The sequence below is a fragment of the Paenibacillus sp. GM1FR genome (assembly GCF_002803315.1).
GTDB lineage: Bacteria > Bacillota > Bacilli > Paenibacillales > Paenibacillaceae > Paenibacillus > Paenibacillus amylolyticus.
This window is the reverse complement of sequence record NZ_MKZL01000067.1, coordinates 15,346-28,578: the sequence shown is the minus strand read 5'-3', so window position 1 is coordinate 28,578 and position 13,233 is coordinate 15,346. Positions and strand designations below refer to the sequence as shown.

The 13,233-nt window shown below is 47.0% G+C and carries 13 protein-coding genes; 12 read left to right on the top strand and 1 reads right to left on the bottom strand.

Annotated features, from left to right (window positions below):
- The first annotated feature begins 17 nt into the window (after positions 1–17).
- From PAEAM_RS30600 to PAEAM_RS30545, 12 genes are all read left to right on the top strand, one after another.
- Positions 18–881, top strand: a complete 864-nt coding sequence (locus PAEAM_RS30600; protein ID WP_100529935.1) for a DUF6612 family protein — start codon at positions 18–20, stop codon at positions 879–881.
- Positions 882–1,091: 210 nt separating this feature from the next.
- Positions 1,092–1,475 carry a VOC family protein gene (locus PAEAM_RS30595; protein ID WP_047842030.1) on the top strand — a complete coding sequence of 128 codons (384 nt, stop codon included), beginning with the start codon at positions 1,092–1,094 and terminating at the stop codon, positions 1,473–1,475.
- A gap of 160 nt (positions 1,476–1,635) precedes the next feature.
- A complete protein-coding gene (locus PAEAM_RS30590; protein WP_100529934.1) occupies positions 1,636–2,862 on the top strand; it encodes a nucleotide-binding protein in 1,227 nt (408 codons plus the stop codon).
- A complete protein-coding gene (locus tag PAEAM_RS30585; protein WP_100529933.1) occupies positions 2,859–4,142 on the top strand; it encodes a TadA family conjugal transfer-associated ATPase in 1,284 nt (427 codons plus the stop codon). The genes PAEAM_RS30590 and PAEAM_RS30585 overlap by 4 nt, the downstream gene beginning before the upstream one ends.
- Before the next feature lie 61 nt (positions 4,143–4,203).
- Positions 4,204–4,947 carry a type II secretion system F family protein gene (locus PAEAM_RS30580; protein ID WP_100530030.1) on the top strand — a complete coding sequence of 248 codons (744 nt, stop codon included), beginning with the start codon at positions 4,204–4,206 and terminating at the stop codon, positions 4,945–4,947.
- A gap of 12 nt (positions 4,948–4,959) precedes the next feature.
- The gene (locus tag PAEAM_RS30575) at positions 4,960–5,829 is read left to right on the top strand and encodes a type II secretion system F family protein (protein ID WP_100529932.1); all 870 of its coding nucleotides are present in this window, start codon (positions 4,960–4,962) and stop codon (positions 5,827–5,829) included.
- 11 nt (positions 5,830–5,840) lie between these two features.
- Positions 5,841–6,032: a Flp1 family type IVb pilin gene (locus PAEAM_RS30570; protein WP_100529931.1), complete on the top strand. Its 192-nt coding sequence runs from the start codon at positions 5,841–5,843 to the stop codon at positions 6,030–6,032.
- Positions 6,013–6,690 (top strand): TadE/TadG family type IV pilus assembly protein, encoded by a 678-nt coding sequence (locus tag PAEAM_RS30565; protein ID WP_100529930.1) that lies wholly within the window; start codon positions 6,013–6,015, stop codon positions 6,688–6,690. The genes PAEAM_RS30570 and PAEAM_RS30565 overlap by 20 nt, the downstream gene beginning before the upstream one ends.
- A gap of 76 nt (positions 6,691–6,766) precedes the next feature.
- Complete coding sequence (locus PAEAM_RS30560) at positions 6,767–8,899, top strand: hypothetical protein (RefSeq protein ID WP_243391511.1); 2,133 nt, start codon at positions 6,767–6,769, stop codon at positions 8,897–8,899.
- Between the two features lie 29 nt (positions 8,900–8,928).
- A complete protein-coding gene (locus PAEAM_RS30555; RefSeq protein WP_100529929.1) occupies positions 8,929–9,960 on the top strand; it encodes a hypothetical protein in 1,032 nt (343 codons plus the stop codon).
- 11 nt (positions 9,961–9,971) lie between these two features.
- On the top strand, positions 9,972–10,487 hold the full coding sequence (locus PAEAM_RS30550; RefSeq protein WP_100529928.1) for an A24 family peptidase: 516 nt from the start codon (positions 9,972–9,974) through the stop codon (positions 10,485–10,487).
- Positions 10,488–10,536: 49 nt separating this feature from the next.
- On the top strand, positions 10,537–12,309 hold the full coding sequence (locus PAEAM_RS30545; RefSeq protein ID WP_100529927.1) for a DUF6382 domain-containing protein: 1,773 nt from the start codon (positions 10,537–10,539) through the stop codon (positions 12,307–12,309).
- Between the two features lie 12 nt (positions 12,310–12,321).
- Here PAEAM_RS30545 and PAEAM_RS30540 read toward each other — a convergent pair whose 3' ends face one another.
- Positions 12,322–13,233 (bottom strand): TIGR01777 family oxidoreductase, encoded by a 912-nt coding sequence (locus PAEAM_RS30540; RefSeq protein ID WP_100529926.1) that lies wholly within the window; start codon positions 13,231–13,233, stop codon positions 12,322–12,324.

The window sequence follows — 13,233 nt, the reverse complement described above, 5'->3', positions numbered from 1 at the left end:
TTTGGGAGGAAAACAACTTGAAGAAGTGGACTACATTAATTATCGGGGCATTATTAGCAGTAAGCTTGGCAGCATGCGGAAACGACACAGACAACACGGCAACGCCGCCAGCGACCAACAATGAAACATCTAACGAGGGTAATACACCTGCGGAGCAGGAAACAAAGATCCCTACCCTGGATGAGTTGATTACCAAAACGAATGCAGCAACCAAAGAAATGAAAAGCTTCACAACTGAAGCAAACATTGATCAGAATCTGAAACTGGATGCTGGTGAACAGTCACAGGATCAACAGGTTAAAACATCGCTCAAAATGGATATCATCAAAGATCCAATGATGATCTACCAAGAGATGAAAATGGAAATGTCGGGACAGGAAGCTCAGAACGTGAAGCAGTATATCACATCGGATAAAATCTACTCTCAAGTTGGGGATCAATGGGTTGCGATTCCTGAAGCTCAAACCAAGGAACTGATTGAGCAGATGAAAGCAAGCATGAATCCCGAAGGTGAGTTGGAGCAATTCAAAAAGATCGAAGAAGATACTGAAGTGACCGAAGAAGGCGACAATTATGTGATTAACGCTGACGTATCCGGTGATAACGTGAAGGAACTGGCCAAAGCCGTGATGGAGCAAAACGGATCGGATGCCCAGATGCAAGCCATGCTTGATCAGATGAATATCACCAGCATGAAGATGAAATACATGATCAACAAAGAAACCTACCTGCCTGCAAGTACAGACGTAACCATGGTCATGGAGATGGAACAGAATGGACAGAAAATGACGATGGACATGAAGATGAACAGTACATTTTCTAACCACGATCAAGTGGAAGAGATCAAGATTCCACAAGAAGCATTGGATAGCGCTAAATAATTTGGTTATGCCAAATGTGCTGAAGATGATTTAATGCGGTAAGCAAGCATCAATGTATGCCGTTTGCAGGGCACCTCTGAACTAGATCTGTGTGAGCCGAGAGGTTTACCGGATTAGAATCAGGGGTGTTTTTCTGTTTAGCGGAGATTATGGTCAGGGTTCAAGGTGTTATAGTATAGTCATATTGAAGTAAAGAGGGGGATATAAAAGATGATTGAATATGCACACATCCACCATGTTAGTCTGGCTGTACGTGATCTGGAAATCGCGAAGAAGTTCTACTCGGGGTTATTAGGCATGCAGGAGATTGAACGTCCAGCCTTCCGCTCCACGGGTACATGGTACGCTATCGGCAGCCAGCAGCTTCATCTGCTTCAGCACCCGGAGGGTCACACGTTACGTGAGGCTGGGATTGATACTACAGACGGTCACTTTGCGATCTGGGTCACCAGTTATTCAGGGACTATAGCCTGGCTGGAGCAGCAGGGAATTGAGTATGAAGCGAGACCTGACAGTGTAGCTGGATTCGCGCAGATTTTTGTGCTTGATCCGGACCGTAACATTATTGAGTTCGATTCACCGTACAACTCTTAAGGAAAAAGGGTTAGAATAAATCCCTTGCTCCCCCAGAAATTGTATGCTATATTATCCATACATTCATAGCACGTGACGGAAGCACCGTCCATATACTGCATATTCATGCGGTTATTGGACGGTGCTTTTTTGTGCTTTTTGACAGGGAGGGAAGGAGAAATTGATTGTACTGAAGGTTGTTCTGGTTTCAAAGGATAGGGATTACATTAGCGCCTGGCTTGATTATGTACAGGGAAATTCGGCTGGTCTTCATGTGCGTTTCACGGCATTCTCCCAAGAGGATTCGTTCAGGGATCACATGAAAGAGCAAGAAGGTAGAGAATTACCGGATCTGGTTATTGCGGAACCGGAGTTTCTGAATGACTGGCTGAATAACGGGGGAGAAGTATCAGGTGTACCTTGGCTAATGCTTAGTGAAGGGATGGAAGAGGTGGATGAGGCCAAGCGGCTGATGAAATATCAACCCTTGCCTGCTTTGCTGGATGCTGTGATGCATGCTTGCCGGCAGCCACGCCGTAAGAAGGTTCACCATCCAGGGCAAGAGACTCTCTCCATCGGTGTAGTATCCGCTTCGGGTGGAAGTGGCAAAACGGCAGTGGCCCTGCATATGGCGAAGCAATTGGGACTTGCAGGTTATGCTGTTCTCTATCTGAATCTGGAGACGCTGGACAGTACGCTCCCGTTTCTGGAAAAGGGACTAACTAGAAGTGGGCAGCGTCACCCGGATGCGGAGACGGGATTGTCCCGCCTGTTATACGATCTGAAGGTGGGCAGAAAAGAATCCGGCAAGCAATTACAGGTACAATCGAAGGGCGTAGACGGATATGTGGTCCGGCATGAAGCGCTGAAATCCGATGTGTTCTGGCCATTATCGAATCGGAAAGAACTGTTGCAAATGACTCGTGAGGATACGTCGAATCTGCTTCGTTATTTAACGGATTGTGGACAGTATGACGTGCTGATTCTGGATGGGGATTCCGGTTGGGATGGGCGCAGTGAAGGGGTGCTGGATGCAGCAGATGCATTTGTCTGGTTGGTTGAGGATGATATATCTGCCATGCATCGATGGGGACAATGGTTACAGCATGCTGAGCGTACGAAGCCAGATTTGTACGAAAGTATGTTGGATCGTTCACGCTTTGTGGTTAACAAATATCGGGACAATGTCGTCAATGTACTTCCACGCCCTGATCTGCATCTGGATGCAGTGTTGCCCTATATCCCTTCTTGGAAGCAACTCAGTCAGGAGGAAGTCATGCTTAGTTCTCCGATCTTCCAACGTGAAGTGAAGAGATTATGTGCCATGCTGGTACAAGATGGCGAAGAAGAATTGAAGCAGACGGGACGAATTCAGAAGCTTCAGAAGCAGGATCGGTGGGCGTTATGACGGATTCATCCAATAGAATACTGGATCGTGAAGAACAGTTTCAGATGATGCGCAGGGAAGTCAGGGCTGGCCTCGATCTAACCTCTTCCGCAGGAGATGATGAACTGTGGCAGGGAATAGAACGCAAAGTTCTCACCGACCCGAAGCTGGATGATCTGACCTCAGGAGAGCGTCACACGCTGGTACAGCGATTGTTTGACTCCTTTCGTGGATTGGATATTTTGCAACCACTCGTGGATCATCCCGATATTACGGAAATTATGATCAATAGTCACAAGGAGATTTTTGTGGAGCAGGAAGGTGAAGTCAGCCAGATCACCCTTGAATTTGAGTCCAGGGAACGGCTCGAGGATATTATCCAGATGATTGTGTCTGGGGTAAACCGGATTGTGAATGAGTCTTCTCCAATCGTAGATGCCCGTTTAAAGGATGGTTCGCGGGTCAATATCGTGTTGCCGCCTATTGCCTTGAAAGGCCCCACGATGACGATTCGTAAATTTCCCAGTGAACCGATGAAGATGTCCGATCTGATTGAAAAGGGAGCCCTGCATGAAGAAGCGGCAGAATTATTGCAGCAGTTGGTACGGAGCAAATACAACATCTTCATTGGAGGCGGGACCGGATCGGGAAAAACGACCTTTCTGAATGCATTATCCCAGTTTATCCCTGCCGATGAACGGATTATTACCATTGAGGATTCAGCTGAGCTACAGATAGTTACGGTACCAAATCTGGTATCACTGGAAACGCGGAATGCAAACACCGAAGGCAAGGGACAGATATCTATTCGGGATCTGATCAAGTCTTCCTTACGGATGCGTCCAAACCGGATTGTGATTGGGGAAGTCAGGGGCGCAGAAGCGCTGGATATGTTACAGGCCATGAACACTGGCCACGATGGATCATTGTCTACAGGGCATGCGAACACGATTTCCGACATGATCAGCAGACTCGAAACGATGGTGCTTAGCGGTGCGGATCTTCCTATTGCGGTTGTAAGGCAGCAGATTAGTTCAGCAATCGATATTTTTGTACATCTGTCCCGGCTACGAGATCGTTCACGGCGGGTGACAGAGATTAGTGAAGTGATTGGCATGCAGGACGGTGAGGTTATGCTGAATCCACTGTTTCGTTTCCAGGAACAAGAAGAGCGTGAAGGCAAAATTATTGGCGGGTTAGTACAGGTTGGAAAGTTGAATCAGGTGGATAAAATTCAGATGGCTGGGCTCGGGAAATGGCTGGATGAATACATAGAACAGTATAGTGTTGGAATAGATTAATCAGATAACAACGTGAATTAAAGCCATTGGAAGGTGATTACTGTTGGGTGAAGCCAGACAGATGTTGACGGATTACACCGTATATGCGCTTTCCCGGAGACAACGAATGGTCTGTATGCTGATTAGTGGTCTGCTGTTTTTTGGCATCGGAATTCTGTTCTACCATCACTGGTTGGCTGGAGCGATCCTGGCTGCGGGTTGCATATGGGTACCAAAACATTGGACTAAAGTGCTGTTGGAACGAAAAAGAATGACACTCAGTTTACATTTTAAGCAAGCGTTATATGCATTATCTTCGGCACTGGCCGCAGGAAAATCGGTGGAAAATGGATTCAAGGAATCCGTGGAGGATCTGCGGATGTTGAACCCGGAAGCGGATACCGATCTGATTCGTGAGTTCACGATATTGCGGACACGGATGGAGTATGGGCAACCGATTGAAGAGGCGCTACAGGATTTTGCAGATCGGGCGCAGATTGAAGATATTACGAATTTTGCAGATGTGTTCATTACGTGCAAACGAACTGGCGGGGATCTGGTTGAGGTTGTGCGTCGTACCTCTGCGGTGATTGGTGAGAAGCTGGACATTCAGCAGGATATTATGGTCGCGGTATCGCAGAAAAAGTTCGAATCAAAAGTGATGTTTGCCGCTCCATTTATTTTTCTGATATTCCTCAATCTGACCGCCAAGGACTTTATGGAGCCGTTATATAGTGGGATGGGGTACCTCATCTCTAGTGGTGCCTTGGCAGTACTCGCCTGCTGTTATCTGTGGGTTACTCGCATTATGGATATCAAAGTGTAAGGAGCTGAAACGATGCTGCTTCCCGTTATAGTCGCAGGGATGCTTGGAGCGGGATGGCTGGTGCTGGATCGAACCCGGGGACAGACCTACCGGCATCTGCGCAAGCTGGATATGGAAGGATTACGACTGAAAAAATTACATGGCCCCTTCCTGTTTATATTGGACAAGTTCGAGATTGGACGCCGATTGCCAGTGCTCATGTTTCGAATGCAACATGCCATTCAGAAAATGTACGGCATACAGCACAGTGGAGAGAAAACGATGCTGTATTGCGCTGAAATGTTGACCTATACATGGCTCATGCTGCTGGTGGGCTGCCTGTTATCACTCGTTGGAGATATGGGCATCGGAGGTATGGTGGGTGGGCTCGCGCTCGGTGCAGCGTTGCCTTTTGCGCTCTACAAAGACCTCAATACAAAGGTGCAGCGAAGAGACCAGGATATTCTTATGGAACTGCCTGAGCTGCTGAACCGAATTGTACTGCTGGTTGGCGCAGGGGAGACCGTGCAACGTGCCATCGTTCACTGTGTGACAAGCCAGGGGGAACGGAAACATCCGCTTTACAACGAACTCAGAAAGACGGTGGGAGACTGGAATAATGGTTACTCGTTTCAACAATCATTTGAACAGTTCAGTCGCCGCTGCGGTGTACAAGAAGTGACGATTTTTACGACAACGGTACTGCTGAATTTCCGGCGTGGGGGAGGTGACTTTGTATTGGCGCTGCGGGATCTGTCACATGTGTTGTGGGAGAAACGCAAGGCTGTCAGTCGGGCGAAGGGAGAACAGGCTTCTTCCAAACTGGTGTTTCCGATGGTACTGATCTTTTTTACGATTGTGGTCATGATCGGGGCACCTGCTTTTATGATGATGAATATGTAGGAGGAATTGGGATGATGGAAGTATTGAAGAACAAGGTAAACGCATTTTGGAAGGAAGAGGACGGACTTGGCACGTTGGAAATGATTCTGATTATCGGGGTTATTATCATTATTGCGTTGTTATTCAGGAAGGAAATTGAAAAATTAGTAGGAGACCTTCTTAAAAAAGTGGATACAAAAAGTAATGAATTTTTCCCGGGTTAACAGGCTGAAGAAGGAAGAAGGGAGCTTCACCGTTGAAGCTTCCCTGATCTTCCCTGTTGTGCTGTTTATTCTTGTGTTATTACTCTTCTTCACCGTGTACATGTATCAAAAGACATTCTTGAATCAACACGCCTATGCAGCTTCCGAACGTGCGGCCTATAGCTGGGACAACAGCCACAAGCAGGCGATGACGGGTGAATTTGTCGCTGGAGAACATGACAATCTGTACTGGAGACTGACGGATGATCGTATGCTTGGCGCGCTGTTTGGCTGGGCGGGAGCGGAGAATCAGGTTAGCGTTTCTATACCTGCTGGTGGAGGCGGAAATCTCTCGGAACAGAAATTAGCACAAGCGGTGCAACATATGCCCTCAGCTATGAAAGGAACGATTGAGTATCAGAATTCTCTGATTCAGCGGAAAGTAACAACCAAGCTGGAACAAGTAATTTCTTTGCCTCTTCCTTCTTTTTTGTTCGATTCAGGTAACCGTGTCCTCACTCAAGGATCGTCCGCAGTTGTTGAACCGGTTGAATTCATTCGAACGGTCGATTTGGTCCGTTATTACGCAGCCAAGTTTAAAGGCAAAGGCGGTGAAGCCGCGAGTACTGCAGCGGAAGCCGGACAGGTTGTGCAGCATTTTGGCAAAAGCAAAAAGTGAGAAAAGGAGGAGGGCGGAGCTGTTTAGAAAAAAAGACGGTGAATTGGGAGCCGTAACCCTTTTTTTAATATTAATATTGGCCGGAGTTTATATGTTTGTCGCTATATTTATTGATTACGCTCGTATAGCGGCATTCAAGGTGCAGACCGAACGCATGACACATGCTGCGATGAGATCCGTCATGTCAGCCTATGACACATCACTCCGGGAGTATGGTTTATTCGGGTATGGCGACAGCAGTGGGGATGCCATTATGGCTAAAGTGTTAAATGATAGCGTGAAGCCTTCAGCTGTAAAAGATGGATTCCCCATTCTGGATATCCAGTGGGATACAACTTCGCTGAGCATGGAGCGTGAACTGGGCAGATACGATATATTTAATCGCCAGATTCAGGAGGATATGAAGTATCGGGCTCCGGTTGATTTTACCCTTGAAGTGATCAATCGGTTCAAACCGATATCGGATGAGATGAAGGAAGCCGCGCATACGGTAGACTTGCTGAAAAAATTACAGAAGTTATATGACAAACGTGAAGAATTACTGGATGAAGCCATTGCCAATCAGACGGAATCCGCGGAGAAACTGAAGAATCTTCCGAAGTTGATCATGGACCCGCCTTCACAAGCCATCTATGAAGAAATGTTGGAAGAAACACCTGAGACAGCTGCCGAGGCAGCAGCACGTTATGCAGATTATCTGAACAAGAAACAGGCGGATGAGGGACTGCCGTTCAGAGAGCAACAATACATATTGGAACTGACGCGTTATCGGACTGGTGTTGGTAATGTGGTGACAGGCATCAGCATGATCATACAGCCCGCGTTACAGGCCCATCAAACAAAGCTGGAGGAAGCACAGTCCAAAATCGAAGAAGCGCGCAAAGTTAATGAGGAAATGAAACGTGTGATCGCGGAGGGGGAGAACCGTTCGCAGAATGCGAGCTATGACAACGTGGGCAACTCGAGTTTGCCTGGAACGAGTCCTGCATCTACTGGATCAGGCAGTGAAGCTAAAAGCACACGTTCTCTTGCTTCGGAGCTTGTGAGGGCAGATAGCCTATTTGATCAATTGAAGGCACGGGTTGTTTCCCAAAATTCGGACTTCTCTAACGTCAGAAGAGACAACATGGAATTGAATACACAGCTTCGCAGTGTCACGGCCATGAGCGGTGTTCCGATTAAACCGGCGGTCAGACAGGCAAGTCAGGTTACGGAACGATATATGGATACCTATGTACGTAGCGGTCCTGCCAATCTCATCCTGCAAAGTAAGCAGCAGCTGGAGAGTGGTCGTGGGTCGGATGCCCAGCGCAAAGCGAATGACAAAGAATCCAAAGGGAAATTGAAGGATGTCAAACGAATCTTGTCGCAGATTCAGAATGGAAGTTCGGGTTCCATGGACGCTTTCAAACAGTTGGAGGAATATTACAACGCTAATATTTCTTTTAACGAGGCTAGTCGTGAGGAAGGCAAAAAGGTAGAGATTGCTGGAGATCCCTATGACTCTGGTGGCGATGCCATGAAGGGAATGGACAGTTTGTTTGGCGGGATGTCCGGTCTGCTGGACAGTCTTGGCGACGAATTATTTCAGAATGAATATGCTTTAGCCTATTTTAACTCCATGGATTTTGGTCAGTTATTTACCTGGACTGAAGGTGGTGGAGATGCTGGTGATGTTTTCAAACTGGAGAATCAGGAACTGGAGTATATCGTTTATGGGTTTCATAATCCTTCGGGTAATATCGCTGCGGCATATGCGGAGATTTTTGGGATGCGGCTGGCTATTCGGACGGCAGAAGGGTTAATTGAGCACAGCAAGCTTGGGAACCCACTTCTGGTATTATCGGCGGCCATCTTATACGGGATTACAAACGCCATCGCGGATATGGTGAAACTAGCAAAAGAGGGCAGTGTGGAATTATCCAAGTATATCAAAGTCAAACTGACGTACAGGGACCATCTCCGATTGTTCCTATTGATGCATAGCAACAATGAACGCAAAATGTCCAGAATGCTGGCGCTAATTCGATTGAATACGGGTGTGAATCCAGATGAGAAACAGACGTATGCTTCGGGTAACATGCGTAGTAGCATCAAACTGTGGTTTTTACCAGGGGTGGTTAGAAGCATAGGTGCAGTTATGGGTAGTGAGGATCAGGTTGAAGATGGGCGATTTTTCATTGAGCGGAAGGCGGATTATTCCTATTGAATAATTAGGATCGTTTCGGTGGAGGGATTATGGATAAGCAGCAACATTATGAAAAAGAAAGCGCACAAAAGCAGATTCGTTTAACACGAATAATCAGATTGCAGCGTTTGAAGTCTCTCAAAAAGCAGATATGTTCTCCAAAAAAGGAACAGGGTAGCATGGTTCTGGAAGCTTCACTGGTGTTACCTGTCTTTCTATTCTTTATCATGTTTCTCATCTTCATAGTGCAAATGACTCTAATCTCCACAGCGCTACAGAGCACGGCAGGGGAAGCAGTAAAGCAATTATCAACGAAAATATATCCCGTTTCCCTTGCATTCACACCTTCTGATTCTGCTGGCGGAGAAGGTTCAGGAGGGGGCTGGAAGATACCGGAGTTATCACTGACGGAATGGGCAGAAGGTTATGCTTCTTCTCTACCCGAGCCTTTAAGTGATTGGGTACGTTCAGCGGCGGCCAGTGGTGAACAGCCACTACAGGAGATCAAAACATCCGTCTTGGAAACCGTACTTGATCCCACGGTAAAACCGCTGCTTCAACCTTTTATCGAGCCAACGCTGCTTAATATGGAACGTGTTCATGTGAATGGTATTTCGATACCAGATCTCAAAAACAAAACAAATCCATATTTCCGACTTGAACTGAGTTATGAATTGCCTATAAAAGTCCCCTTTCTCAGTAAACCACTTCGGATTCAGGCTGCTGCGGCAGAACGGGTATGGATTGGAGATACCGGAGAAGGATCAGATGGCAGCGCAGGAGACGGGGATACTGCGGGTTCAGCAACGGTACTGTCGAAGCCTGACCCGGCATACATAGGCAACAATGCAACGATCAAGGTGAAGGTAGAACCAGGAGCGACAGCCAACTTAACGATATTTTACAAGTCAGGTGAAAGTTCTGCGAAGCACATCGGCTGGGCTACCGCAGATGAGAATGGAATTATTGAATGGAACTGGTTTGTTGGTACTCGGACAACAGAAGGGACTTGGAGTTTTGTTGTCGAGACAGGGGACGGTGCCAAGACGGAGACTACGTTTAACGTGGCCTCCAGAAAATAAATGAGGAGATGATGGAGGTGGAGTGGTTTTACATTGCCTGTGGCATATACGTCATTGCAGCTTTTATTACAGATATTCGTTCCATGAAAATTCCAAATCGATTGACTTTACCCGTGACTGTTGCAGGCGTATTGGCCCACATCATATGGGGAGGTTGGGATGGTTTCTTGTTCTCAGCCGCTGGATTTGCAGCAGGTTTTGGCATTTTGTTTCTGATGTATGCGATTGGAGCCGTAGGGGCAGGAGATGTGAAATTGTTTGGTGGGATTGGCGCATGGACGGGACTTGCTTTTGGCATTCATGTCATTATTTACTCCGTTTTGTACGCGGGCGCCATTGGTTTAGTGATACTTCTATTCCGCAAGGACTCAGCGAAACGGATTCGAGGCATGGCAGGCAATCTTGCCGGATTCTTCATGCTTGGTTCCCTCAAGCTGTTTAACACAGAGAAGACATTGAAGTTTCCGTTTATGCTGGCGGTGTTACCTGGATTTATCACGGTCTTTATCCCGGGACTTTTCCCTTAAGTGAAGAAGTAGAAAAATTTGAGAATAACAATGGAAAGAGAGGATTGGCATGTATGGATTAACGAGAGATTTTATTCGTAACGGCGGAGCGTTCATGGTTTTGGAAAAAGCAGAAGGGTTACGAATGGAGGAATTAAGCCGGGTACAGATGGGGATGTTGTCCTCCAATCAGATTCCGCGACTTCTTCCTGTTCATATTCGGGAAGTCGATCGAAATGTAACTTTGCAGTACGACATATCAGGGTACAAGATGTTATCTCAGATGTTAAAGTCAAGCAAAATCAAGTTGCGTGTTCTGTATGGTTTGTTGTTCCAACTAGCTGATGCCTTCACGGAATGCCGACAGTATATGTTGGAGCCCCGTAAATTAATGATCCAGGAAGAGTACTTGTTCATCAACGGTTCATTCGAACAGGGTGAGCTTGGGATGGTATATGTACCAATCATGGATACAGTTGAGGTTGATCCAATGCCTCAGCAATTCCGTGAGCTGGTGATCAGGCTGATGGCACATGTACAGGAACTGCAGGGAGAAGGTATTCAGCGTGTTCTGCAGTTATGTGACAACGAACGCTGGGATATCAGACAGTTGCGAGAGCTTCTGCTGGAATTATACGCTGACGAGCAAGAGAATGGAGGAGGCGCAGCATTTCTCTCGTCCAGAACTTCGGAAACACCCAATGATTCAAGAGGTGATCTTCATTCGTCGATTTCTGAGCGAGATAGCAGGCTAGCCACAGGTACTTCTCGGCCATATCAATCCGGTGCTCCCGTTCAAAATGCTCCTGTGGGGCCGCAACTAAATTTCCGTCAGCCGCACAATAAGAGTGAATCTGAGGTTGAAGACATTCCGCTGAGATCTCGAAGCTTTCCAGGCAGGCGCTCACCTGAGCAATCTTCATTAGAGAGCTCAAACAGCATGGATAAGAGAGGAAGTAACCCGTACGATTCGTTAGATCGTGTTGATATGGAAGTGGAGGAGAAGCCCGGATCTTCCAAAGTAACCTATATCATACTGGGCTGCATGGTTGCCATGGCATTGGTATGGAGATTTATATACATGGAGCAACCAGGACAGACGCAGATGATCCTGTGCATGGTACTAAGCCTTGGCTTGTTTGGTGTAGCAGGATGGACGTGGAAGCGCAAGGCAAGCCCTCATAATGACTCAGAGAATAAGCGGTCTTTTTCATTCAATTTAGGTAAGAACAAAGGTAAGCAAACGGAAGATGAAGAGGAACAATTTCAGGAAAGTTGGCGCTGGAATACAGCTGATAGGAAAGAGGAACGCATAAACCAAACGATTGTATCCGCCTCAGAAGGTGGTAGCGAGCATTCCCGTTATCAAAGTCTGCACATGACACCTGAACACTCCGAACCACCGCTCGTTCAGCGCCATGTGGAAACGGTAGCTTCAACTTCAGAGCTAATTCGACAGGATGCAGTTGCGGAGGCAACCGTAAATTTGCAGAATCTGAGTGGAGGTAATTTTACAGGGGCGGGCCCGGTGATGGCGTCTTATTATCTTGAACGAAGATCTGGAAGCAGTGACCAAAATGAACGGATGGATGTGCAAGGAGCATCTTTTGTCATCGGAAGATCAGCAGACATGGTTCAGTGGGTGGACACAGCGACCGGCGTGTCCCGTGCTCATGTGGAATTGAGCCGGAACAAATCGGGCTATGTGATTAAGGATCTGGGTTCCGTCAATGGAACCATTCTTCAGGGCAATATTCTTGCTCCGTATAAGGAGTATCCATTGGCGGATGGAGACACATTTACACTTGCGGAATCAGTCTACACTTATCGGTCGGTTGGATAAGACATAGTTCAATCAGTCAGATAAGCCGCGGTGTTTCAGATCTTCCAGTGCCTGGGTTAAGGTTGGGAAGGTGAACTGGAATCCGTGGTCGAGAGCTTTTTGCGGAATGACTCTCTGCCCTTGAAGCACGACAACGGATAGTTCACCAACTAAGGTTTTAATTAAGAAGCTGGGTACGGGGAACCAGTGAGGGCGATGATACACTTTACCGACCGTACGACCGAATTCATCATTGGTAACGGGATTTGGTGAGGAAGCATTGACCGGACCTGACACTTGTTTATTTTGAATACTAAAATCAATGAGTCTTACGATATCCATAATGTGAATCCAGCTAGTCCATTGCTTGCCACTGCCGATCTTGCCACCAACACCCAGCATATAAGGAAGTTTCATCAATGGAAACGCACCTCTTTTATGTCCAAGAACAAGACTTACCCGGATTTTAACGAGTCTTACATTTTTGATTGCATCTGCAGCAACTTCCCATTGTTCCGAGACTCGGGACGGGAAATTCATTGATTTTTGGGGACTGCTTTCGTCAAAGGTTTCGTTAGGAGAGGTTCCATAGATGGCCATGGCAGAAGCCTGAACGACCACTTCCGGCTTTTGTTCCAGGGATTCTACCAATCGGGCTACCCGCGCTACGGTCGTGACTCTGGATTCAACAATCTCCAGCTTCGCCTTGGTTGTCCAACGTTGATTCAGCGTTTCTCCGGCAAGGTTAACGAGAGCGTCCATACCTTCAAGCAAGTGAGGTTGTTCTTCGACTTGTTCCCACGATATATATGTAAGATTTTTACTTGGAGTATGCAAGTCAGGCAGTTTTCGTGTAATAACTTTCACATGGTGCCCGGCTTGCAGCCAGTAATCTACAAGTGCTCCTCCCACAAATCCGGTACCTCCACAAATGGCGATTTTCAT